The 22346-nt window shown below is 53.2% G+C and carries 27 protein-coding genes and 5 pseudogenes; 10 read left to right on the top strand and 22 right to left on the bottom strand.

Annotated elements, in window-relative coordinates; translation table 11 throughout:
- Positions 1-103: 103 nt before the first annotated feature.
- From ADH66_RS03515 to ADH66_RS03510, 3 genes are read right to left on the bottom strand one after another with little or no spacing between them, the layout of a single operon-like run.
- Positions 104-2503 carry a VirB4-like conjugal transfer ATPase, CD1110 family gene (locus tag ADH66_RS03515; RefSeq protein WP_066535619.1) on the bottom strand — a complete coding sequence of 800 codons (2400 nt, stop codon included), beginning with the start codon at positions 2501-2503 and terminating at the stop codon, positions 104-106.
- Positions 2418-2855, bottom strand: a complete 438-nt coding sequence (locus tag ADH66_RS20315) for a PrgI family protein (protein ID WP_066535622.1) — start codon at positions 2853-2855, stop codon at positions 2418-2420. The genes ADH66_RS03515 and ADH66_RS20315 overlap by 86 nt, the downstream gene beginning before the upstream one ends.
- Positions 2856-2859: 4 nt before the next feature.
- Positions 2860-4146 carry a DNA cytosine methyltransferase gene (locus tag ADH66_RS03510; protein WP_066535624.1) on the bottom strand — a complete coding sequence of 429 codons (1287 nt, stop codon included), beginning with the start codon at positions 4144-4146 and terminating at the stop codon, positions 2860-2862.
- A gap of 103 nt (positions 4147-4249) precedes the next feature.
- Here ADH66_RS03510 and ADH66_RS19845 point away from each other — a divergent pair, with 103 nt between their 5' ends.
- Positions 4250-4729 carry a hypothetical protein gene (locus tag ADH66_RS19845; protein ID WP_066535626.1) on the top strand — a complete coding sequence of 160 codons (480 nt, stop codon included), beginning with the start codon at positions 4250-4252 and terminating at the stop codon, positions 4727-4729.
- Here ADH66_RS19845 and ADH66_RS03505 read toward each other — a convergent pair.
- The 8 genes and pseudogenes from ADH66_RS03505 to ADH66_RS03470 form a co-directional block, all read right to left on the bottom strand.
- Positions 4655-5224: pseudogene (locus tag ADH66_RS03505) on the bottom strand (IS630 family transposase); the annotation flags it as partial. The gene ADH66_RS19845 and the pseudogene ADH66_RS03505 sit on opposite strands and share 75 nt — an antisense overlap.
- Before the next feature lie 21 nt (positions 5225-5245).
- A complete protein-coding gene (locus ADH66_RS03500) occupies positions 5246-5698 on the bottom strand; it encodes a winged helix-turn-helix domain-containing protein (protein ID WP_084384191.1) in 453 nt (150 codons plus the stop codon).
- 134 nt (positions 5699-5832) lie between these two features.
- Positions 5833-6696: a VirB6/TrbL-like conjugal transfer protein, CD1112 family gene (locus ADH66_RS03495; protein WP_066535629.1), complete on the bottom strand. Its 864-nt coding sequence runs from the start codon at positions 6694-6696 to the stop codon at positions 5833-5835.
- Between the two features lie 70 nt (positions 6697-6766).
- Positions 6767-6982, bottom strand: coding sequence for a Maff2 family mobile element protein (locus tag ADH66_RS03490; protein ID WP_066535631.1), 216 nt, complete (start codon positions 6980-6982; stop codon positions 6767-6769).
- Between the two features lie 47 nt (positions 6983-7029).
- The gene (locus ADH66_RS03485) at positions 7030-8838 is read right to left on the bottom strand and encodes a VirD4-like conjugal transfer protein, CD1115 family (protein WP_066535632.1); all 1809 of its coding nucleotides are present in this window, start codon (positions 8836-8838) and stop codon (positions 7030-7032) included.
- Positions 8835-9305, bottom strand: a complete 471-nt coding sequence (locus ADH66_RS03480; protein WP_066535635.1) for a PcfB family protein — start codon at positions 9303-9305, stop codon at positions 8835-8837. The genes ADH66_RS03485 and ADH66_RS03480 overlap by 4 nt, the downstream gene beginning before the upstream one ends.
- Before the next feature lie 75 nt (positions 9306-9380).
- Positions 9381-9593 carry a DUF5348 domain-containing protein gene (locus ADH66_RS03475; RefSeq protein ID WP_066535638.1) on the bottom strand — a complete coding sequence of 71 codons (213 nt, stop codon included), beginning with the start codon at positions 9591-9593 and terminating at the stop codon, positions 9381-9383.
- Between the two features lie 21 nt (positions 9594-9614).
- A pseudogene (locus tag ADH66_RS03470) lies at positions 9615-10500 on the bottom strand (DUF6017 domain-containing protein).
- Positions 10501-10787: 287 nt separating this feature from the next.
- Between ADH66_RS03470 and ADH66_RS20830 the strand changes: the two are divergent.
- The 4 genes from ADH66_RS20830 to ADH66_RS03455 all read left to right on the top strand — a co-directional run bounded on the left by ADH66_RS20830 (position 10788) and on the right by ADH66_RS03455 (position 13791).
- Positions 10788-10952, top strand: coding sequence for a hypothetical protein (locus ADH66_RS20830; protein ID WP_236757173.1), 165 nt, complete (start codon positions 10788-10790; stop codon positions 10950-10952).
- Positions 10919-11515 carry a glycoside hydrolase family 3 N-terminal domain-containing protein gene (locus ADH66_RS03465; RefSeq protein WP_066535642.1) on the top strand — a complete coding sequence of 199 codons (597 nt, stop codon included), beginning with the start codon at positions 10919-10921 and terminating at the stop codon, positions 11513-11515. Before ADH66_RS20830 ends, ADH66_RS03465 begins: the two co-directional genes overlap by 34 nt.
- A 180-nt stretch (positions 11516-11695) precedes the next feature.
- Positions 11696-13018 carry a carboxylesterase/lipase family protein gene (locus ADH66_RS03460; RefSeq protein WP_066535644.1) on the top strand — a complete coding sequence of 441 codons (1323 nt, stop codon included), beginning with the start codon at positions 11696-11698 and terminating at the stop codon, positions 13016-13018.
- 95 nt (positions 13019-13113) lie between these two features.
- Positions 13114-13791 carry a GDSL-type esterase/lipase family protein gene (locus tag ADH66_RS03455; RefSeq protein ID WP_066535646.1) on the top strand — a complete coding sequence of 226 codons (678 nt, stop codon included), beginning with the start codon at positions 13114-13116 and terminating at the stop codon, positions 13789-13791.
- Here the strand turns inward: ADH66_RS03455 and ADH66_RS21465 are convergent.
- The gene (locus ADH66_RS21465) at positions 13788-14042 is read right to left on the bottom strand and encodes a hypothetical protein (protein WP_330397733.1); all 255 of its coding nucleotides are present in this window, start codon (positions 14040-14042) and stop codon (positions 13788-13790) included. The genes ADH66_RS03455 and ADH66_RS21465 overlap by 4 nt on opposite strands.
- 108 nt (positions 14043-14150) lie before the next feature.
- On the opposite strand from ADH66_RS21465, the pseudogene ADH66_RS21945 reads away from it, so the two are divergent.
- Positions 14151-14300 (top strand): annotated as a pseudogene (locus ADH66_RS21945) (CHAP domain-containing protein); the annotation flags it as partial.
- Positions 14301-14310: 10 nt separating this feature from the next.
- Here the strand turns inward: ADH66_RS21945 and glsA are convergent.
- A complete protein-coding gene (gene glsA / locus ADH66_RS03445) occupies positions 14311-15228 on the bottom strand; it encodes a glutaminase A (RefSeq protein WP_066535654.1) in 918 nt (305 codons plus the stop codon).
- 67 nt (positions 15229-15295) lie between these two features.
- Positions 15296-15892, bottom strand: a pseudogene (locus tag ADH66_RS21595) (amidohydrolase family protein); the annotation flags it as partial.
- A gap of 126 nt (positions 15893-16018) precedes the next feature.
- On the opposite strand from ADH66_RS21595, the gene ADH66_RS03435 reads away from it, so the two are divergent.
- The gene (locus ADH66_RS03435) at positions 16019-16390 is read left to right on the top strand and encodes a winged helix-turn-helix transcriptional regulator (protein WP_066535656.1); all 372 of its coding nucleotides are present in this window, start codon (positions 16019-16021) and stop codon (positions 16388-16390) included.
- Here the strand turns inward: ADH66_RS03435 and ADH66_RS03430 are convergent.
- Positions 16371-16916, bottom strand: coding sequence for a radical SAM protein (locus ADH66_RS03430; protein ID WP_207653027.1), 546 nt, complete (start codon positions 16914-16916; stop codon positions 16371-16373). The genes ADH66_RS03435 and ADH66_RS03430 overlap by 20 nt on opposite strands.
- Before the next feature lie 205 nt (positions 16917-17121).
- On the opposite strand from ADH66_RS03430, the pseudogene ADH66_RS03425 reads away from it, so the two are divergent.
- A pseudogene (locus ADH66_RS03425) lies at positions 17122-17507 on the top strand (winged helix-turn-helix transcriptional regulator).
- Positions 17508-17522: 15 nt separating this feature from the next.
- On the opposite strand, the gene ADH66_RS03420 reads toward ADH66_RS03425, so the two are convergent.
- The 4 genes from ADH66_RS03420 to ADH66_RS03405 form a co-directional block, all read right to left on the bottom strand.
- A complete protein-coding gene (locus ADH66_RS03420) occupies positions 17523-18146 on the bottom strand; it encodes a histidine phosphatase family protein (protein WP_066535659.1) in 624 nt (207 codons plus the stop codon).
- 46 nt (positions 18147-18192) lie between these two features.
- Positions 18193-18402: a 4-oxalocrotonate tautomerase DmpI gene (gene dmpI / locus ADH66_RS03415; protein WP_066535663.1), complete on the bottom strand. Its 210-nt coding sequence runs from the start codon at positions 18400-18402 to the stop codon at positions 18193-18195.
- Between the two features lie 51 nt (positions 18403-18453).
- On the bottom strand, positions 18454-18876 hold the full coding sequence (locus ADH66_RS03410; protein ID WP_066535666.1) for a MerR family transcriptional regulator: 423 nt from the start codon (positions 18874-18876) through the stop codon (positions 18454-18456).
- A gap of 139 nt (positions 18877-19015) precedes the next feature.
- Positions 19016-19534 carry a nitroreductase family protein gene (locus ADH66_RS03405; protein WP_066535668.1) on the bottom strand — a complete coding sequence of 173 codons (519 nt, stop codon included), beginning with the start codon at positions 19532-19534 and terminating at the stop codon, positions 19016-19018.
- Between the two features lie 175 nt (positions 19535-19709).
- Between ADH66_RS03405 and ADH66_RS03400 the strand changes: the two genes are divergently transcribed.
- Positions 19710-20060 carry a winged helix-turn-helix transcriptional regulator gene (locus ADH66_RS03400; RefSeq protein ID WP_066535673.1) on the top strand — a complete coding sequence of 117 codons (351 nt, stop codon included), beginning with the start codon at positions 19710-19712 and terminating at the stop codon, positions 20058-20060.
- A gap of 17 nt (positions 20061-20077) precedes the next feature.
- Positions 20078-20821: a helix-turn-helix domain-containing protein gene (locus ADH66_RS03395; RefSeq protein WP_236757172.1), complete on the top strand. Its 744-nt coding sequence runs from the start codon at positions 20078-20080 to the stop codon at positions 20819-20821.
- On the opposite strand, the gene ADH66_RS03390 is transcribed toward ADH66_RS03395, so the two are convergent.
- From ADH66_RS03390 to ADH66_RS03380, 3 genes are all read right to left on the bottom strand, one after another.
- Positions 20818-21213, bottom strand: coding sequence for a cupin domain-containing protein (locus tag ADH66_RS03390; RefSeq protein WP_066535679.1), 396 nt, complete (start codon positions 21211-21213; stop codon positions 20818-20820). The two genes, ADH66_RS03395 and ADH66_RS03390, sit on opposite strands and share 4 nt — an antisense overlap.
- A 117-nt stretch (positions 21214-21330) precedes the next feature.
- A complete protein-coding gene (locus ADH66_RS03385) occupies positions 21331-21822 on the bottom strand; it encodes an FUSC family protein (protein ID WP_066535681.1) in 492 nt (163 codons plus the stop codon).
- Positions 21812-22315, bottom strand: coding sequence for a YbhB/YbcL family Raf kinase inhibitor-like protein (locus tag ADH66_RS03380; RefSeq protein WP_066535683.1), 504 nt, complete (start codon positions 22313-22315; stop codon positions 21812-21814). Before ADH66_RS03380 ends, ADH66_RS03385 begins: the two co-directional genes overlap by 11 nt.
- Positions 22316-22346 lie beyond the last annotated feature (31 nt).

Genomic DNA, 22346 nt, shown 5'->3' with positions numbered 1-22346 from the left:
TGGTGATACCACTCTAAAATTTTTGCCTGTGTCACTTGGATTTTCCGCGTCAGAGGCCACGCCTGCATGATGTTCAAATCCTGCCGGGTGTAGACGGCCTCACTCATGCGCCGCCCTCCACCACCTCGGAAAGCCGGGTCGTCATAATTTTATACAGCTCGGTATTGCCGGGGATAGGGTTGGTAAAGGGTAAGATCACGTTCTCGAAGATCAGAAGCCCGGCCCCCGGCTCGGAGTTGTCGATGTATTTCTGGTGGTCGGGGGACAAATTCAGCCGCTCGGCCAAAATCTTGCGGTCGCCGCTGGCCTGATTGAGCAGGGTAATGAAGTCGCTGTTTTCCAGGATATTTTCGATCTCCGGGGAGGAAAGCAGGTCTTTCACGTTCTGCGTGGCCCCGGTCGGAATACCGCCCCATTTACGAAAACGCTTCCAGATTTCAGCGGAATACGCCGCCGTCTGTTCCTCTTTCAGAAGCAAATGGAACTCGTCGGCAAAGTACCAGGTGGCGCGGCCCTCCCTGCGGTTGGCGGTGACACGGCCCCAAATCTGATCTTGGACAATGAGCATCCCCAGCTTTTTGAGCTGTTTCCCCAAATCCTTGATGTCGAAGCACACAAGCCGGTTTTCAATGTCCACATTGGTACGGTGGTTAAAGACGTTGAGGCTGCCGGACACATAGAGGTCAAGGGCCTGCGCCACCCGGTCGGCCTCCGGGATGTGCTGGGCGGTCAGGGCGGCGTGGAGGTCGGAGAGGACGGGCATTTTCTCCGGGGAGGGGTCTGCCAGGTAGGGCCGGTAGATCACCTGCACGGCCCGGTCGATCACCGTCTTTTCGATAGGCTCCAAACCGTTCTTGCCGCCCATCACCAGCTCGCAGAACGACAGCACGAAGTCGCTTTTCAGCGCCAGCGGGTTTTCGTCCTCGCTGTAATTCAGGTTGATGTCCAGCGGGTTCACATAGTCCTTGCTGGTGGGGGACAGCTTGATAACCTGCCCGTGAAGCCGCTGTACCAGGGGAAAATACTCGGCCTCCGGGTCGCAGACAAAAATATCGTCCGGGGTGGTAAGGAACACGCTGACGATCTCGGACTTGCAGGACATGGACTTGCCGCTTCCCGGCGTACCCAGCTTTAGCCCGTTAGGACAACGTGCAAGTTTTCTGTCCAGCATTATCATGTTGTGGGTCTTGGCGTTGACGCCGTAGTACATGGCCCCGCCGCCCTGAAAGAGCTCCTGCGTGACGAACGGGACGAAGATGGCGGCGCTGGACGTGGTAAGGCCCCGCTGGATGTTGATATGGTTCTGCCCCAGGGGGAGGGAGGCCATTAGGCCCTGCTCCTGCTGGTCGTCCAGCCGCACCAGGGCGCAGTTATACTTCTGCGCCACGCCAGCGGCCCGGAATACCTCGTTGCTCAACTTCCGCTGGGTGTCGGCCATGTTCAGGACAAGGAACGTCACCATGAAAAGGCGCTCGTTCCGGGTTTGCAGCTTGGAAAGAAGCTGTTTTGCGTCTGTGCCGTAGATGGCGAGGTCGGAGGGCAGGATGTCCATGTCGTAGCCGGAGCGCACCGCCTTTTTCTGCTCCTGTATCTTCATGGCGTCCAGGTCGGTGATCTTCCGCTTGACCCGCTTGATGGCCTCGGTCTGCTCAATGGCCTGCACATGGAGGTTGACGACGATGCCGTTTTCCGTGTTGAGGAAATCCGCCAGCATTTCATCGGACAGCTCCGGGGCCAGGATTTGCAGGAAGCTCACCGCCCCGTACTTGCCGCTGATGCCGAATACCCGGCTGTTCCCGAAGCGGAGAGAGGACGGAGCGATGAAGTCCTTGGTGGACAGCCCCGCTGTGGGAAGCCACTTCCAGTCGAAGCGGAACAATTCGCCGTCCGGGTGGAAAACGCCGTGCAGCACTTCCAGCCGTTCGGCCCCGTCCAGCACATGGGCGGCGGCTCCCATCATCTTGAAATAGCCCAGCAGGTCGGTTTCAATGCGTTCCAGCCTCGCCCGCGCCGCTTTCAGAGTGTCCGCCTCAACGGTGAACGTCAGGTACTTGGTCTTGACGATGCCGTTGTTGCCCCTTGTCAACTGCCGCTGTAAGATGCCGGTGTACTCGGCCCGGATGTCGTCGAAGTCGTCCCCCTGCGGGGCGATCTCGAAGCTGCGGGCGTACTGCGCCGGGTCTGTCCTGCGGTTGACAAAGGAGAACTGGACATGGATGGAGGCGTCCACATAGTTATAGAGGTCGCACAGGTATTCAAAGGTGGCCGTGCGGTCGTCCGGCTGGGCAAGCTGGTAATTGGTATCGGAGAACCCGATGCACTTGGAGAAAGAACGCTGGTTCAGCCTGCAAACGCCGTCCTGATACATGACCTCATAGGGGATGCTCTCTTGGGCGGTATGGGGCTTGCCGTCGCCCTTATACTTTCTGATAATGGCTTGTATCTCCCGCTTTTCGGCGCGGGACAGCTTTACCGGCCTGCCGCCGTTTTGCTTTCTGGACAACCGCTTTCACCTCCATTTCCATTTGACGCTGCCGCTCCAACACGGCGTAAAGGTTATTGGTCTGATAGGGCCGCGCCTTGGGCATGGTGAAGCGGTTGCGGATGATCTGCCCGATCACCACCTCCAACGGCTGGCCGTGCTTCTCGCACAGCCCGAACAGCAGGCCAGGGAGCATGGCGAAGATCATCACCAGGGCGGCGGCGCTGGTGGGGACGCTGCCCCGGAGCATAAAAAAGAGCGGCAAGCCCATCAGGAGCGCCGCGCCGAAGCATACGATCTGCCGTTTCGTCAGGCCGAACAGCATCTTGCTTTTTACATGGGTCAAGTCCTTGGGGACGGACACATAGGCCATAGGGTCAATTCCTCCTTTCCAGAGCGTGATAGATGCCCTGCATGATGTAGGCCACGCAGGGGACGGCGATAGAATTTCCCAGCATTTGGTAGCGGCTGGTGTCGCTGATACTCCGCCCGCCGCCCTGCTCCGTCCAGAAGTCCGGGAAGCTCTGCAAACGCTCACATTCCAGGGGTGTCAGGCGGCGCACGATCAGGTCGGCGTAGCTGGTGATACAGAAGTCGGTTTCGCTCCCCATGCCAGCGGGCCGGGAGAGGCCAGCGCCGGAGGCGCACAGCGTCCCGGCGATCTGCGGATGTACCAAAAGGGGCTGTTCATGGTTGCAGTTGAGGGTGGGGGCGATGTCCGCCAGCACTTCCGCGTTGGCCTGCCCCGTTGCCATCGTCAGCACATGGGGCTGTCCCGTTTCGCATAGGGTAGGCTGGACGGGCCGCAGGGTGGAGCGGTTGGTCTTGCTGGTGATCTCCTGTAAGTCAAAGCCAGCGGCCACCACTGGCAGATTGCCGTGGGTCTGGCTGCGGAGGGTGGGGGATATGCCGGAACGCTCCACTGTCAGCGACGCCCCGCCTTGGTCGTTCAGAATATCAACGGCCCGGCCTGCTGTATCAGGGCCGCTTTCAGCAAAGGCGGCAAGTCCTTGCCGCGGCGTTCCGCCCGCCTCAAAATACCCGCGCAGGCTTTTGGGGACAAAGAGTATTTCTCCGGCACATTTTCCTGCAAAATCGCAGACAAGAAACAGGCGCCTGCGCCGCTGTGCTGTGCCGAAATATTGGGCGTCGTACACGCACCAAGCGAGATCAACGCCTCCGCCTCGTACCATCCCGGCGTTTGCCCACCGTCCAGAATAAGGCATTGGAATTTTGCCCATTGTGAACGCTTGCAGCACAGCCGCAAAATCACGTCCTCCTGCGGACGACAAAGCGCCGGGGACGTTCTCGAACAGCGCGAACCTTGGATATTCGCCATGTGTCGCCTCCCTCATTTCATCAATTATCCGTATGGCCTCCATGAAAAGGCCGCTGCGCTCGTCCGCCAGCCCCCGGCGCTGGCCCGCCATCGAAAGCCCCTGACACGGGCTGCCGAATGTCACGATGTCCACAGGCGGGAGTTTTCCGCCGTGGAGCTGGGTCACGTCCCCGGCGTGGGCCATGTTCGGGAAGTGCTTCCGCGTCACCGACACGCAGGCCGGGACGATCTCGCTTGCCCACAGGGACGTGATATTGTAAAAAGAAGCGGCGTAGGGAAAGCCCCCTATGCCGTCAAAGAGTGATGCTAATGTAAACTGCCTCAAATATCAAGCCTCCTTTACAATGGCAAGAAATATAGATTTCAGTGCTGCTTTGTGGTATAATCGTTCCAAGACACCATTCAAATTAGGAACAAGGAGAAAAAGCATGGAAATCTATATTACTGTGATAAAAGATATTCTCGTTATTGCTACTCCGATAATTGTAGCGATCATAAGCTATCGAAGCAGTAAGAAAACAGAGCGTGACATACGCTTAGAACTTGAAAAGAGTTTGAAAGAAAAAGATGCTGACACTTCCCAAATCTTAGCAAAGATTAGCGCCGAGTTAGAAAGCCAAAAGCAAATACTTAGTTGGCAGAACTCGATGCCAAGAACAGATCAGTACATTAACAGAATGGATCAAATTCGGTACGGAAATATTTCTGGCCTTACGGATTTAACGCAAAAAGTTTCGGGATATATCCAACAGAACAATTTGTCACTGGAAGAACTCAAAAGTATACATGAAATGCTCTTAAAGATTAAACTTCCTATGGACGAACCTGAACTATTACCCCCGAACAAGAATATAGGAAATCTGATTATGTTGAAAGAAAGCGGAGACCTTATCAGGAGAATGTTGTAATGTTCGCATGAAGGAAGTAGTTTTATGGCGGATATCGTATATGGTCCGAGGTAAGTCGCCAGAATGGACCGAAAGTTTCAGCGCGTGATTGAGATATTCGTCCGGATTGCTCTCGGGAGCATAGGGCGGCAGAAAGAACAGCTCGATTTTATCCCGATGCTTGTCCAGCCAGGCTGCGGCTTTCTTCCCGTGGTGCACCTTTAAGTTGTCCAAAATCAGGAAAACCTTTTGGTTGGAGGTCCGAATCAACCGGTCCATAAATTGGATCAGGCGCTGCTGGTTCATGGAATCCTCGTACATCATAAAGCGAACGTCCCCCTGCCTGCTCAGGGCGGAAAGCATATTCAGCCTCTCTCTTTTCGTTTCCACCGACAGAACAGGAGGCTGTCCTTTGGGTGCAAACCCGCGCTCACAGTTCGAGCAGTTGTCGATTCCAGTCTCGTCTCCCCAGTAAATCACGGCATTTTCTGCCTTGGCCCGCTGGTCGATGGCCGGATATTCTTCCTCCCGCCACCTTTAGATACGGGAAGGATTCTGTTTCCGGGCACGCTTGACCGGACGCTGGCACGTCAAGCCCCAGCGCCGCATATAATCCGACACACTGCCGTCCGAGATCTTTTTCCGATACCTTTTCCAGACGTATGCACACACTTTCTTCAGCGTCCACAGACTCCCAGGAATGCCGAATTCCTCTGGGCGGCGGGTAACAATCGTTTCCCGTATTTCCGCCTGCTCCTCCGGTGTCAGAAGCAGATGCGTCCCCTTCTGGAATCCGTGTTTCTTCGGTTCCAGCGCTTTGTCTCCCTCTCGCTTATATGCCGTCCATATTTCGCTGGCGCGACTCTGCCGTACTCCGGTTAATTCCTCTATTTCTTTCCCGGTTTTCCCCATCTTTTTGAGGCGTACGACCTGCCGGCGTATCTGCTTGAGTTCTCCACTTTTCAGTTTTCGTAAATCTATGTATTCCATACTCTCTATTTTACCACTTTCTACTGCTTTTTTCTAGGTCGTTTTTCAGGAATAATATATCCTTTTGAAATCCCGATTATGATTGAATTTCTTAAATTGCTCCGCACCTTAGAAGAAAAAATAGCAGAACAATCTTAATGGGCGGCGAACACGGCCTTGGCGATGCTCCCGGTCTTGAACAGGCAGAAACACAGCAGCACCGTATAGCCCATACAGCCCCATATCGCCCCGGAAACGTCGTCGGAGAGGGCGATATTCTGTACCAGGACGGCGTAGATGCCCGTCACCACCATAATCAGGAACGCTTGGAAGCCCAGGGCGAACAGGGATTTCAAGTAGCCCTGCCCCATGCCCCGCCATTCGCTGTTGCCGATGGTGGCGAGGGGGATAGGCCCCAGCGAGGTCACGAGATATATTTCAATCATTCTCCCGTAGACCACGAGCATGATGCAGATGGAGAGAATATTCATCGTCAGCCCCACGAAAAGGGACTGGAACCACAGCCCCAGCAGACCGCCGATGTCCATAGCCGAAAGCCGGGTGTCCAGGTCGGTGACAACGCTGGTAATGTCAATGCTGGTATTGCCGATAATCACCCCGGCGCTCTGATTGACGACGCTTTGGGTCAGGTCGAACACGCCCATGACGATGTTCCAGGTATTGGACACGAGAATGATAGCGGCAGCGGATTTGAACACCCAGCGGAACAGCATCCAACTGTCCATGTCGTGCATACTGTTCCGCTCCGCGATCAACTGTATCAGTTCATAGCACATGATAAGGGCGAGGATAGCCCCGGCGATGGGGACAATCACCGTTTCCGACAGGTTGCGGAGCATATTGAAAATGCCGCTGTTCCAGCCCTGCGGCGTGGCCCCCACATCGGCGGCGATCTCTCCCACTTTGGTATTCACCGTGTCGAAAAGGCCGGTGAGGTTGCTGGTGATGCCGTCAATCAGCACACCCTTGAACCATTCTTCCAGCCAGTCAAGTATCATGGGTCAAGCACCTCCTTTCCCGCGGCCCCCGCTTGGGGCGGGAGGCCGCGAGGGGATTTAGCGGGGAACATCAGCCCAGCAAGCCGGACAACAGGGGAACCAGGGTAATGCCGATCAGGGCCACGCCTCCCCCGGCGACAAGCTGCTTGACGCCCTGCGATTTGGAACCGGGGTTGTCCTGCCCGTAGCCCTCCAGGAGATTGATGCCGCCCCACACGCACAGGCCGCCGCCCAGGGCGACAACGAGGGTCTGCAAAACTTCGACCGCGCTGTTAAAAAACTCCATAAATTTACCTCCATAATTTCAAAAATGTTGTTGTTGGATTTGCCGCCTCATTCCTCGGCGGCGTCGGCTTCGCCGGTTTCTTCTTCGTCCGACAGGTCGATTTCGTAGAAGTCAAAGACTTCCTCCTGCATCACCACCTGCCGCTGCCTGCGGCGCATGGTGGCAAGATACCCGTCCACGTCAAAAGCGTTCTTTTTGTCGGCGTCGGAGAGGTATTTGTACTGCGGATGCCGGGTGATGTCGTATTTCTCGCTGAAAAAGGGACGCACACCCCGCACCTGCAAAATACACTTTCCGCCGTCCATCACGGCGATTTCGTCCTGGCTCATCAACTCCTTTCCCAATTTTTGATAATTCAGTCCGTGGGAGGTCTGGCTGCCCCGGTTCTCCGACGTGTTATAGCTGTCAATGGTTTCCCGGCCCAGCGCGTCGGAGATTTCCTTGGCGTTTTTCCCCCGCCCGCTCAAAAATAAAGTACAGTCGCAGTTGTCGCTGATGATGTCAGCGGCGTCCTTGTAGATGCTTTTCAACTGCGATTGACTTTGCAAAATAATAGAAACCGAGATTTCCCGGCTTCGGATGGTGGCGATCAGCTTGTCAAAGTTGGGTATCTGCCCGATGTTGGCGAACTCGTCCAGTATCAGACGCACATGGACAGGAAGCCTCCCACCGTACACATCATCGGCCCGGTCGCACAGCAGATTGATAAGCTGGCTTTGCAGCATCGCCAGTATGAAATTGAATGTCGTGTCTGTGTCGCTCATAATCAGGAACAGCGCCGTTTTGCGGTCGCCCAGGGTGTCCAGCTCCATTTCGTCGGTTTCCATCAGCTCACGGACTTCCCGGATGTCAAAGGGCGCTAATCTCGCCCCGCAGGAAATAAGGATAGAACTCCGTGTTTTGCCAGCGGAAAGCAGAAATTTTTGATATTGCCGGACGGCGAAATGCTCCGGCTCCTTTTCCGCAAGCCGGGCGAACATTTCATCCACGGGGCTTTGAAATTCGGCGTCGTCCTCCCTCACTTCGCTGGCATTTATCATTTCAAGCAGGGTGGTGAAATTCTTTTCGTTCTCCGGGGCCTCGTACCAGATGTAGCCGATCAGGGCGGTGTAAAATAGCCGTTCGGACTTCACCCAAAAATCCTCTGCGGATTTATCGCCGTCGCCCTTGGTGTTGGCGATGATGGTATTTACCAGCTTCAAGATGTCCTTTTCGCTGTGCAGATAGGCAAACGGGTTATACCGCATGGACTTGGAAAAATTGATGGTATTCAGCACTTTTATCCTATATCCGCCCCGTTTTAGGAGCTGTCCCACCTCAATCAAGAGGCTGCCTTTTGGGTCAGTGATGCAATAGCTACTGTGCATTTGCATCAGGTTGGGCTTGACAAAAAATCTCGTCTTGCCGCTGCCGCTCCCGCCGATCACCAGCACATTCTTGTTCCGGGCGGTCTTGGGGTCTTTGGGCCTGCCGTTCATCGTCAGCCGTTCGGTCTGCGTGAGCAGGATGTTGTTTTCAAACACGGGGGCGATATACGGCGCTATGTCTTTTGGCCCGCCCCATCTGGCCGAACCATATTCCATCCCGTGGCGGTATTTCTTGGCATTCTTGCCTTTCAGGTACACCGCCAGCCGCACCAGCACAGCGCCCCCGATGCCGATGCACAGGTCAAAGGGGTGGAAGCTGGGCAGGCCGTTGGCGAACGCCGCCGCCAGGCTGTCCATGAAGTGGAGCATCTTTTGGGAGGCGTCCGCCCCCGCCGCCCGCCGCCACGCCTCACCCACCTTGCCGAACAGCCACACGAACAGCAGATAGGGCAGGTTGGTGATGATGATTTTCTTTACATCCGGCTTCACAGCTCCATCCCCCTTTCCCTGATCTTCTCCTTGGCCCGCTGGACACTCCGGCCAGCCGCTTCCCGCAGGACGGACAGCGCCTTGCGGATGGAGGGCTTGGCCTCCTGCGACAGCTTCTTGGCGGTGAACTCCTTGAAAGCCTGTTCCAGATTGTCCGCGTCCCGGCTCTTGAAGATCACGATGTAGTGGGGCGGCTGGGTGGTCTTGTCTTTCCGCAAGGCGAAGTCCACGCCGTATTTCTTGGCGCAGGGCTTGAATGCGGCGATGTTGGCGTCGGTAATCTCAATGTTGGACAGCGCCGCCCCGTGCTGCTTCAACTGCTTTAGGCTCTGCTGGCCCTGATGGAGCTTGGGGCCGTGCTTCTGGGCCTCCAAAAACTTTTTCAGGGCCATTTGCAGCACTTGGGCCGTCAGCTTCCCGGTTTTCATGGATAATGCGATGGTCTTTTGAGTGACTTCCTCCTGCAAGCGTCATACCTCCTTTGCCAGAAGTCGGGGATAAAAACTAAGGCGGCACTACCAGCCGCCGCAGGTAAATCCGCATCAGATACGCACCCGCAGGCCGTTCAGGTCGTCGGCCCGGATGCCCACCAGATACCAGTCGGCGGCGTACTCAATGCGGGTGGGCTTCCAGCGCCCGCCCACCATCACGTCGAAGCACTGTCCACAGTGCAGACCGCCGTAGTAGTCGGCCAGGTCAAAGCGGATGTCGTAGCGGTCTCTCCGCTCGTCGAAGATCAATGCGCCCTGTTTCATAGTCGGGGCCTCCTTGTCAGATTAGATTTTTCCCTCCGCCATATCATGGGCGACGAGGGCGGTGTAGTAGCTTCCCATCGTGCTGGGGGCGTTGAACAGCACCGCCAGCAGATATTTCTTGATGTTGCGGATTTTCGTGGTGTTCTCCCGCATACAGTCCATGACGAACTCAATATGGCCGCTGTTCAGTTTCAGCAGCTTGGCCTTTACCAGCTCGGCGGGGTAGTCGTCCCCGGCGACACGGATTGTCTTGCGGGCTGTGCAGACGGTTTCCACCAGCAATTCCACGATGCCGTCCAATTCCTCCGGGTCGATCTTGGAGTGGTGCAGGAGGTGGTCGTACTCGATATTCTCTTTGATAAGCTCCCGGTAAATCTCAACGGCGCTCTGCGTGGCCGCTTCCGTTCCTTTCCGGCGGCGAAGCCGCAGCCGTTCCAGCGGGAGGGGGCGAAAGGGAGGGAATGGAATGGGTACTTGATGGGTCTGTAATTCTTGGGTCTTTACTTTGTATATCTTTATTTAATTGCGTTGGATTTTCCAACGTAGGTTTTTCCTGCGTAGGATTATCCAATGTTGGATTTTCCAACGTAGGTAAATCCAATGCAGGCGGCGTTTGCGGCTGTTCATAGATCACATAGTCCGCGCCCCGCAGCCGTCCCCGTTCGTCACGCTCCCGCGAACGGACGATGTACCCCGCCTGCTCCAACTCCCGGATAGCCTGCCGGATGGCGTCGATCTTCTCCCGGTTGATAAGGGCCAGGCCCTTTAACGTGTAATCCCAATCTTCCGGGAGTGACAACATTTGCGACAACAGGCCCTTGGCTTTCAGGGACAGGTCTTTGTTCCGCAGGTGATGGTTCGACATCACTGTGTAGCCTTTGTTCCTCTCCACGCGGAATACTGGCATGGTTCTCCGCTCCTTTCGGTGTCTGGACATGAAAAAAGCGGCATCCCATCTCCCCGGCAGGGGATATGAACGCCGCTCATGCGCCGATATTCGATTTTTTAGTACATATCATGCTTGTCCGCCGCTCGAAAACCTTGATTTTCCTATACTTTCAGAAGTTACGTTATCTAACCTCAGCTTTCCAGGCGCCCGGTTTTTGCAAAAAGGAACCGTAAAAATATGAACTTATATCTTGAAACAGGAAAAAATATTTGGTAAAATAAAACAATAAAAGAGAGGCGTACAATATGCTCACACTGACACCCGCCCAGCAGGACTATCACGAGGAGGAGATCCGCGCCGGGGGAGTCGGCTCCCTGATGGTGCAGGACCCGACCAAGACCAATGAGCTGCAAAGATCGCCGTGGAGGAGAGCCGGTTGGGCCTCCCCCTGCTTTTCAGGCTGGACGTGATCCACGGCTATCGCACGGTGTACCCCCTCGCCCTCGCGGAAGCCGGTACCTTTAACCCAGACCTCATGAAGAAAACCGCCCGCATGGCCGCCAGGGAATCCCATTCCGGGGGCGTTGCCTGGGACTTCGCCCCCATGGTGGACATCGCCCGGGACGCCCGATGGGGCCGGGTCTCCGAGGGCGGCAGGGATTACAACACGGTCAACATGGCCATGAGCCTGTTCTATAATGTGTACCTCCGGCCCTTCCAGGCGGCGGTCAGGTCCGGGGCGCAGACCGCTATGGCAGCGTTCAACGATTTGAACGGCGTGCCCTGCACGGTGAACAAATTCCTGCTCCGGGAGGTTTTGAAGGATACCCTGGGCCTGCCCGGCTTTGTAGTCAGCGACGCCAACGCCATCAAGGAGTGTGTCAGCCGCGGTATCGCGGCTGACGACGACGCAGTCCGCCAGCTTCCCGGCCATGACCGGCCAGTGCCCGGTGTACTACAAGGTGTAATACGACGGTCAAGGCCGTGGAGCCGGGGAAGGCCATTCTCGGTAGCCAGGACGGTGAAAGCCTAGTGAACGCTGATTCCGTCATTCTCTGCGTGGGCTACCGGGCGGAAAAGAGCCTGTATGAGGCCTGCAAGAATAAGCTGCCCGAGGCGGCTCATTGGCGACGCAAACAATGTGAGCAATATTATGTACGCCATCTGGGACGCTTACGAGGTGGCAAGCACACTATAAAAGGAGAGGTTGAATATGGAAAACACAGTCGAAACCAAATACGGGAAAATCGAAGGCATCGACCACGGCTGGTACAGCGAGTACCGGGGCGTCCCCTACGCCAAACCCCCGGTGGAGGATTTGCGCTGGAGGGCCCCCCAGCCGCCCGAGCCCTTCCAGGGTACATTCCAGGCCAAGGAGTTCCCGGCAAAGTCCTGCCAGCGGGAGGGCTCCGCTCCGCCCTGGGACAAGGACTTCTACGACGACCCGAACTACGAGCGCAAAACCAGCGAGGACTGCCTTTACCTGAACATCTGGGCCCCGAAAGACGCTGAGGGCTGCCCGGTGGCCTTCTGGATACACGGCGGCGCATTCATGGGCGGCAGCGCCAGCGAGAAGGAATTCGACGGCGTGGAATACTGCCGTCGGGGCGTAATCTTCGTCAGCGTCCAGTACCGGCTGGGGATATTCGGCTTCTTTGCCCACCCCTGGCTGACAGAGGAGGCTGGCACCTCCGGCAACTACGGCGCGCTCGACCAGATTGCGGCCCTCAAGTGGGTGTATGAGAACATCAGCGCCTTCGGCGGCGACCCGGAGAATATCACCGTCTTCGGCCAGAGCGCCGGGGCCATGAGCACTCAGACGCTTATCTCCTCGCCGCTTACCGGGAACATGATAAAGCGGGCCATTTTGCAGAGTGGGGGGTCTTATGGCGTCGGTTTGCACCGGGATTTGACCTTGAAGGAACAGGAGAGTTTTGGCATGGCCCTGCCGGAAATTCTGGGGGCCAAGAGCCTTGAGGAACTCCGTGCAAAGTCCACAGAGGAAGTTTTCGCCGCAACAGATAAGTTTATGGGAGCGAATATGCCGGTGGCGAAAGGGCTGTTCCTGGTGCCCACCATTGATGGCAAGCTGCTCACTGATGGGTACTATCCCACTATCGACAAGGGCGAGATCAAGGACCTCCCCTATATGATAGGCAGCACCAAGGAGGATATTATGGTCGAGCCGGGCAAGAACTCCCCGGAGGAGCGGCCTCTGTATAGAGGCTCGGTGGCGTTCAGCCAGAAGCTGGAGGAGCTGGGAAGAAAGCCCGCCTATGTCTACGACTTCCTCCGGGACCTGCCCGGAGACGAGCAGGGCGCCTGGCACTCCGCTGAGCTCTGGTACATGATGGGCACCCTTGGGCGCTGCTGGAGGCCGTGGACGGCGGGTGACTATGCCCTCTCGGCCCGGATGCTGGACTACTGGTGCAACTTCATGAGAACCGGCGACCCCAACGGCGAGGGTCTGCCCAAGTGGGAGCCCTGCGGGAAAGAGAAGCCTTTTGTGATGGAGCTGGATATTCCTTCGGGCTGAGCCACGCGCCCATAACGCGGTCAGTTTCCGCGTAGTCTTTAAGTAATTTAATGCTGTGGTAACATTAAAAGCAATGAAAGGTCGGTGTAATAATTATGAGTAATATCGAACAGAAGGACCCTTTTCGCGCCATTATGGAGCATATGCGTGAAGATCGACTGGCCCACTTTCGGGTTCAAAATGAGCTGGCGCTGAAAGGCAAAACTCTATTCACCGGTTCTTCTCTGATGGAGCAGTTTCCAATAGGGGAGCTGCTGATGAATCATGGGATGCATACAGCGGTCTATAACCGCGGAATCGGGGGATTTACGACCCAGGATATGCTGGCCCACATGGAGGAGCAGATTTTCGGTGTACAGCCCGGCAGAATCTTTATTAACATCGGCACCAACGACATCGGCGCGCCCGACTACCGGCAGGAAGCTCTGATTGAAAATTACAGGAATATTCTAAAACAGATCAAAGGGCGCTTGCCCGAAACCGAAATCCTTCTTATGGCCTACTACCCAGTCAATGAACTGGCCCATGAGGCGGGTGACCCCATGTTGGACGCTGCATTCAAGACCCGCACCAATGAAAATATCCAAAAAGCCAATGCCGCTGTATGCGAGTTGGCCCATGAGCTGGGAGGCCGGTTCATCGATGTGAACCAGGGGCTGGCAGATGAGACGGGCCGCCTGAAAAAGGAATATACCATAGAAGGTATTCATATGTATGCCAACGGATATGAGGTTGTGTTCCGTAATATGAAACCTTATTTGCAGGAAGACTAGATGCGGCAGCCACACTGAAAGCCGCCGGAAACATGATGTTTCCGGCGGCTTTTTATCAGCTTCATCTCTGCTGCACACTGGGGTTGGGGCGCGGCACTATAGAGTATGTCCTCCGGCCATACTGCCATATCGGGTGGGAGCCTTTTACCTTTAAGGAGAGTGTCCTCCTTTACCGCCAGTGGGAGGCCAGTGTCTACAGTAAAGCTGCCCAGCAGAGACCCATTGTCGGTCTCCTCAGTGCAGCAGACCAGCGGCCCGCGCTGAACCGCCGCCGGCCCAAGTCACTGGAATACGCGGTCAAGTATGATGAACAGGACCTGTGGCGGGAGAGCTACCAGGGTGAGTACGGTGTCCAGAGCGGCAGCTCAGACCATGTAGGCATTGTGGAAAAAGTGGAGGGCGGCAGGGTTTATACCATTGAGGGCAACTCGGGCGACGCTTGCGAGAGAAATAGCTATCCCGTCGGCAACTACCAGATTTTGGGGTATGGGACGCCGTTATTACGATAATTGCGGGCGGTCAAAAAATACTCAAATAAAGTTCCTGGCTCAGCTTCTCTAAGAGCCGGATCCCCGCCACGCTGTTGCCCTTTTGGTCCAAGGCAGGAGAGTAGATCCCAATGCCCATGCGGGTGGGGACCACGGCCATAATACCCCCGGAGACCCCGCTCTTGGCGGGGATCCCCACCCGGATGGCGAACTCGCCGGACCCGTCATACATGCCGCATGTCATGAGGATGGCGTTCACATACCGGGCCAAAGGCGCGGGGAAAATGCGCCGGTTTGAGTCCGGCAGCCTGCCCCTGTTGGCCAGCACTGCCCCCATATGGGCAAGGCCCCTACAGTCCACCTGGATGGAGCAGGCCCGGAAATAGCAGTCCAGAACCTCCTCCACGTCATCCTCCAAAATCCCGTGGGACTTGAGCAGATAGGCCAGCGCCCGGTTCTTGCTGCCGTGGCTTTTCTCAGAGAGATAGACCGCCTGGTCAATAGTGATCGTATCGTCCCCCACCAGCTGGCCGGTCAGCTTCATCAGGCGCTGAAAGCGTTCCTCATAGCTGCTGCCGTGGATCAGGGTACACATGACGATAGCCCCCATATTGACCATGGGGTTGATATGCCGGCTGTCCAGAGTGCGCTCCCCGGCGTTGATGGCGTCAAAGGGCTTGCCGGTGGCCTCCACGCCCACCTTGCTCTGGATCGCACAGGCCCCGTTGTCCAGCAGGGCCTGCAGCAGCAAGATCGGTTTCACCATGCTCTGCAAGGTAAAGGGCTGGCGGCAGTCCCCGGCCCAGCTGTGTTTTCCTTCGCTGCCAATAACGTAGACCCCCAGGGCGCTGGGATCTTTTTTCGCCAGCTCCGGAATATAGTCCGCTGCTTTTCCAGCGGTGGTATAAGGACGGCATTCTTCCAGCAGACGTTCTAACAATTCCTCCATGTTTACCCTGCCTTTCCATTATCCGAATAAATGACATATTACATTTTAGCACAGATAAATATGCCTGTTCATGCTCCTTTGCAAAGGCGATCACGTCCATCCAGTTTGAACCACCCATGTGCCCAAAGATAACCGGCACAGCGGGGTATTTCCGGCACAGGCCCATGAGAATTTTTATGCCGTTCAGTGTAACCGGGTTGAAGGTGTGTACCCAAATGGGGAGGCTGTGATAATCTTCCAGGGCTTTGAACACAGGCTCTAACTGCTCAATCTGCGTTTCCGAGCCGGGGGTAAACTCTCCGATGCCTTTGAAGGAGTTCCCAACGATATACTCTGATACCCACTCCGCTGTTGCCTGTTCGGAAAGCCCCAGCGGAACCGGGCCAAAACCGTAGAACCGATCTGGCACGGCCTGGATAGCCTGATTCAGCTCCAGAATGGTGTCTTTCATTTTTGATATTCGCGTTTCGGGAGAATAGCTGCCGGACAGGAGTTGGTACAGCACTTGCATTTCTGCGCCGATTGCGGCCAATGTCGCAGATTCGGCCCTCTCAACATGGGGCATCGTTGTAAACAAAATCGCTTTGTCCACTCCGGCATCGTCCATTTTCTTTACCTGCATGGAAGTGGGGAGCATGACGTGCTGGTGGCTGTCTACAATCATGGTTTTCATTCCTTTCCTTGCCCTGATATGGCGTAATTAAGCATAGCACAGGCAGGAAAAGCGAACAAGAACGCACTTTTTTGATATGTGGTGTCTTTTTTGATACCGCACTATGGAGGAAAACTTATGGCAAAATCAATCGCTGTTACGGAACAATGCCCAATGGAAATTGGCCTCAATGTTTTAAGCGGAAAGTGGAAACTGAAAATCTTATGGCAGGTTTCCAAAGGTGCGGTGCGGTTCAACGAATTGCAGCGACGTTTAGGGAAGATCACCACCAAGACCTTGACACAGCAGCTCCGAGAATTGGAAGAACAAAAGATACTTGCGCGGACGGTTTATCCCGACAATCCGCCAAAGGTCGAATACACCTTAACAGACCTCGGACAATCCATTCATCCCGTTTTGAAGTCCCTGTGCGATTGGGGAACAGCCTACCAAGCCGCTATACCGCCAATCAACGATTTGGGTGAGCTTCTTACAGATGCCGCAGATTGACGCGGTACTCCCGCAACGCTGCTTCATCAGCGGTTTCAATCAGGTGATTCAAATATTCAACCAGCTTTTCCTTGTCCGCAGGAAGGTGGCCGCGAACCTGGATCAAGTTGGATGCGCCGTCTGTTACGATACGGGTGTCAATGGTCAGATTTTCAATGAGGGCTTTCAGCTCCGCCAGCTTTTCAATTTCCCCTTCCTCTTTCCAGTTGCCGCGCTGGATTTCCTGATACAGTTTTGAGGTCTTGTAAATCGTCAGCATGGACGATTCAATGATTTGCGGGTGAAGCTGATTGAAAAGCTCCGCGCTGGCCTTTGCGCCAATCTCGCCCCGGCCAGCGCCGGAAATGCCGGTGAGATAGAAGAAGTTGTAGCTGATGCCAGCGGCCTCTAACTTTTTGCATTGTTCAAGGACATCACTGGCCCGGAAGCCCTTGTTCATAAAGGTCAGCGCCTCGTCATCGCCCGTTTCAACGCCAAAGGTAAGTCCGTTATACCCTAAAGCGCGAAGCTCTTTCAGTTCATCCACGGTTTTGTTGGTAACATCGGTGATCCTGCCGAAGCAGCCAATTTCCTGTTGCCATCATGGTACAACCGGCAACAGTTAAATTCAAGTACGCAACTTTTTTAGTAGTAGTATTGTTTTCTGTACTAATACTAATTTTGTGGCCTACATTGATTTTGAAATTGAGATGGTATATACTACCTAAAAAGAAGCGACGGGAGATAGAGCTATGGCCGGGAATAAATTTCAGACGCAGGATATGATGGCCCGCTGTGTTCCGATGACCAGTGTGCAGGCGGTTTTGGGAGGCAAGTGGAAAATCCTGATCTTGTGGTATATCGCATTTTATAAGGTTCAACGCTTTGGTCAGCTCATGCGCCGCCTGGACGGGATTACCCAATCCTCATTGACAAAGCAGCTCCGTGAATTGGAGCAAGACGGATTTTTGCACCGTGAGATTTACAAGGAAATTCCCCCAAGGTGGAGTATTCCTTAACGGAGCTGGGGCAGAGCTTCACCCCGATTTTGAACCAAATGATGATATGGAGCGAGGCACATCTTTGCCCGCCTGACTATATCAATCCTTTTGGAGAAGATAGAACATTGCCTGAGTAATTTGTGAACATAGAGTTATCCAATTCGGAAATTTTGGCCGTCAAACAGCAGCTTCATTCTATCGGCATTTCCGATTTTTGAAAGCCTCGCTATGTTTTCAAAGTCAAATAAATAGGCCACTGTTTTCATTAAAAATGCGTGTGTGACAACAAGGATGTTGCTGCCATCAGGATAGACCGATCCTACGGATATAAGCAGTTCCTTTAGCCGTTTGCTTATCTGCTCAAAGGTTTCTGCCATTCCAGTGGTGTCATGCTGTTTGATGGCCGTAGCGACTTCCGGGAGCCGTTTGTTCATTTCAGAAAAGGAGATACCTCCCAGCCATTCCGACACACGCTTGATGAAGATGCTATTCTGTTCTGCCTCCATGATATCAAGACACCATTCCCGCAAGCGAGTGTCCTGATGTATTGGAATATCAGGCTGGCTATTTTCTTCTAACACCAGCCGAGCAGTATAGAATGCCCGGTATGTGTCGCTTGTGCATGCTGCTTGAAATGCAACGGAAGATAGGGCCTTTCCCAGCTCCTTTGCCGCTTGCTTTCCTGATGCGGTCAAGGGGGAGTCAGCCCATCCCTGCGCCCGGTCAAGTTGATTTAACAAGGTTTGCCCGTGGCGAACGATATAAAAAGTAATCATATTTTCCCCTGTAATATTAACTGGATGTATCTCCGATGTGCAAAATTTACTGATGTGCCCGAATATATTCAGCCTTGACTTTATCAATCGTTTTTCCACCAATACCAAAATTCTTATCAGGCACTTCTTTGATCGTGGTAACAAAAAACTCCTGCGGTACTTTCATAATTTCGGAAGATACTTCCGTCAACCGCTTTATCAGTTCCTCTTTTTGGGCGTCTGATAAATTCCCGCTTTCAACCGTGATATAGGGCATATTATCTCTCCTTTTCGTTTTGTTGCATTTATGTCAGGAACAGAATTTGTGTTATACATGGCCTCCATGATTAAACATTTTCCATTCCTCAGCATACGTTATGTCTTGATGCAACGGCTCTTTCAAAATTTTTTCGTAAAATGCTAATTTGCTTTGTGTTAAAGCCAATGCCTTTTGTAAATCGGCTATTTGCCCCATGATATTTTCTATATGCTCTTGAACCATCTCATAACGCTGTTCAAGCGTCTTTCCGCCTTGTATCAATAAAGAAACATATTCCTTGATAGATTGGATTGGTATATTAGCCATACGCATACATTGGATCATCCGAATCCATTCAATATCTTCATCTGTGTATTGTCTATACTTTTGGACATTTCTTTTTACTGGCGGCAATAAACTTTCTTTCTCGTAATATCTTAACGTTGCGGTAGAAAGGCCAGTGATCTCCGCAGCCTCCTTTGCTGAATACATTTCAAATCCCCCATTCACTTTGTAGAATAAGCTATGAAGCGCACTTCAAAGCAAGAGGAATTATACCATAAGACAAAAATTTTTTGAACTTTCTTAAAAACCGCACCAGGAGGACGCCCCCCTGGTGCAGTTAGTCGGTTTACAGGCTTTCGTAGGAAACCAGCTCCCTTACCGGGATTCGTGTCTGAATGTGCCGCTCCGGGTCGGTGAAGTTCTCCCCAGCATAGCCGACTACCAGGATATTGACCGGCTCCAGATTGGCGGGGAGGTTAAACTCCCGGCGCAAAACATCAGGCTTGAAGTAGCACACCCACACGCTACCCAGACCCAGCTCTGTGGCTTGGAGCATCATGTGGTCGGTCAGAATGGAAGCGTCAATATCGCCGGTCTGCTTCTGGTCAAAGGGCCGCACCCACGCCTTGTTGTGGTCGGCGCAGACAATGATTGCCAGGGGCGCACCGTAGATGTTGGCGGCTTTGCCAATCTTCGCCAGTCCGTCCTCGCTCTGAACGGCGATCAGGTGAACCGGCTGGAGGTTGGCGGCGGTGGGGGCCACATGAGCGGCCTCCAAAATTTTTTCCAGCTTCTCCGGCTCTACCTTCTTGTCGGTGTAGCTGCGGATGGAGCAGCGAGTTTTTGCAATCGTAATGAAATCCATGATATGTTGTCCTTTCTGAATAGTCTGATGGCTTATAACGGAGAGCGCCATCTGCAATGATTTTAGCAGCATTCAGAAATCTACACAAGATTGCACTTTTTAGGTAGGTACTTCCCAAAAAGATAGTCCTTTTCTAAATGAGCACACCATGATATACTTGGTGCGAGGTGAGACTATGAAGCAGACACAGTTTAATTGTCCTGTTGAGGCCACGCTGTCGTTGATTGGCGGAAAATATAAGCCGCTCATTCTCTGGCATTTGGTAGACCGGCCTTTGCACTACATGGAGTTACAACGGCGTATCCCCAGCGCAACGCCCAAAATGCTCTCCCAGCAGCTCCACGATCTGGAGGAATGCGGGATGATACATAGAGAGGTGATCCCGGAGAAGCCGCCGAAAACCGTGTATTCCCTGACGGCCTTTGGGGAAAGTATCATTCCCGTCATAGATTCCATGTGTCAATGGGGAACCAACTACATGGACGGGTTGGATGTTCAACCGCTGTGTTGTGGCACACAGACATAGAAAAGGAGCGGATGAAAATGCCAGAACTCGGATACCTTTGTGGAAATGGCATGGAATTGGTTACTTGCAGGCAATCTACCATCTCATACCCGTTGCATAACCATGTTTCTGTTTTTACACTTGGCTTTATCATGGATGGATTCATTGAACTTGTGACAGATAAAGGTACGCGGACATATCAAAAAGGAGAGGCATTTGTTCTTGGGCCATATACACCACATTCTATAAATGCAAGGTCTTGTTATGAACTTTTGAGCCTTTGTATTGATAAAGAGCTTGTTACCCAAACAGACCTTGAATTATTGGAATTAATGGTTTCTAAATTTTTGCATCAGGCCATTAAACATACAATTATTGAAAATTGGATTCTGAAAACATTGCACAGTTTACTTCTATTCTGCCAGATGCTCCCGATTCAACAAGAAACCAATATTGATAGTCTAAGAGAGCAATTAGAGCTTTATCCAGAAATCCCGTGTTGTATTGAGGATATGGCTGCGCTTGCGCTTACCAGCAAATATAACCTGATTCGCTCTTTCAAGAAAGAAGTGGGATTGACCCCACACCAGTTTCAAATTCAGAATCGGGTTCGGAAAGCGCAGAAATTATTGAACACTTCTGCCTCCGTTGCAGAAGTGGCTTTGGCCACAGGATTTTTTGACCAAAGCCACTTTATCAGGTGTTTTGAAAAAATCGTTGGTCTGACACCGACTGAGTATAAACGGGCGTATGGAACTGTATCTTCTATGCCCGCCTCTTAAACAAGTGCTGGGATAAATTTTGCGAACAGATATAGGCCGTCAGCTCCTGCTTTCACCTCATGGGGCAGTCCTATCGGCAAAATTGTGATCGTGCCGGGCTCATAGGCCAGTTCAGTACCGTTGTTCACGCAAGTACCGCTCCCGGCAATAACCTCATGGGTTTCCAACTGCGTTTGATGGATGTGGTTACCAATCGCTTTGTTGGGGGCGATTCGGACAAGGTGATAGCTGAACTGGCCGCTGGTCTGCTGCGAGGTGACAATGTGTTTCAGCTCCACTCCATCAAATTCGGGATGTTTGTTCCAGGGAAGCTCCCCAAATTGGATTGTTTCGGTGGGAAGTCTCAGTTGTCCGCTCACATTGAACTGCTCAAACAATTCTTGACTGTTCATTGCTACACACTCCTTATAAAAAGTCTGACAATTTCTTGTCGCCCATCATATTACTAAATGTACAAGAAATTTGATTGTATAAAATTGCTTTTTATTTTACAGTGGGTGGGCAGCAAATTAATGCAGCAACGGGGTTGGGGTTTGATTGATAAGCAAAGCGATCATAATACCAACCGTAGTATCGGCAATCCTGTTGAGGCCAAAAGTCAGGGGACTTTCATCGGTTCCATGCGTCACCGTTATACAAAGAAATACAACGCACATCAAGAATGTTCCCTTTTCCTGCTTTATGAGTACAGAAAAGTTAATAAGCGGGATAAGCAGGATTGACAAGCACAAATATCTCAATACCTCGCATGAAATTAAATATATGTTCTTTTCAATGAGCAGGACGGCCATTCCCCACACTCCGCCAATGATGGTTGCAATCTCTCGGTTCATTGCTTCACGCAAGCTATCCTTTGGGGTACGCTGGATGCACAGGATAGCGGCAATCGCGGCATAGAACGCTGTGTTAGAGTTTCTGACTGTATTGACCAGGAAGCACAAAAAGACAGCGATAACGGTTTTTATAGTGCGGCCCCCCACCTTTAAGGGGCTAATTTTCATATATGCCTTTGAGAGTGTATTTTGCCAGAATATGGCCGTCCATTTCCCGATAGAGTTCATTCAGCAGAAATCCCCGCCGCAAATCCAGCAGCTTGTCCAAAGCATATACATGAAGCTCATAGATGTGCGGCTGATCCGGCGGGGTCATTCCGCCATAATAGGAGGACAGTTCTGCCGACTGTTCACCGCCTTGGATGCTCGTCCAGCTATTCCGGCCCTGGATGAAGTCGGTGGCCGTCTGGCTCTCGTTGTCCTTGATCTCAAAACGGGTGATGTTCGCAGCCAACCAGTGTATCCAGGCAAAGCCGCCTGTGACCGGGTAGGCGTCCTTATCCTCCAGGACGATGGCAACTGAAGCTGTGCCGGAAGGAGCGTCCTCTACTACAAAGGGCAGAGAATAGGTAGGGATATTGTTCTCGTTGAATTGGGTTCCCCGGCCTCCATACTGAGGCTGGATTACCCCGTCAATAATACCGCTGCTGGTAACTTTCATTGTGATACCTCCAATCTGATGTTCTGCACAC

This window comes from Acutalibacter muris (genome assembly GCF_002201475.1).
GTDB classification, from domain to species: domain Bacteria; phylum Bacillota; class Clostridia; order Oscillospirales; family Acutalibacteraceae; genus Acutalibacter; species Acutalibacter muris.
The sequence above is the reverse complement of the archived record's forward strand: the minus strand, read 5'-3'. Positions and strand labels throughout refer to the sequence as shown.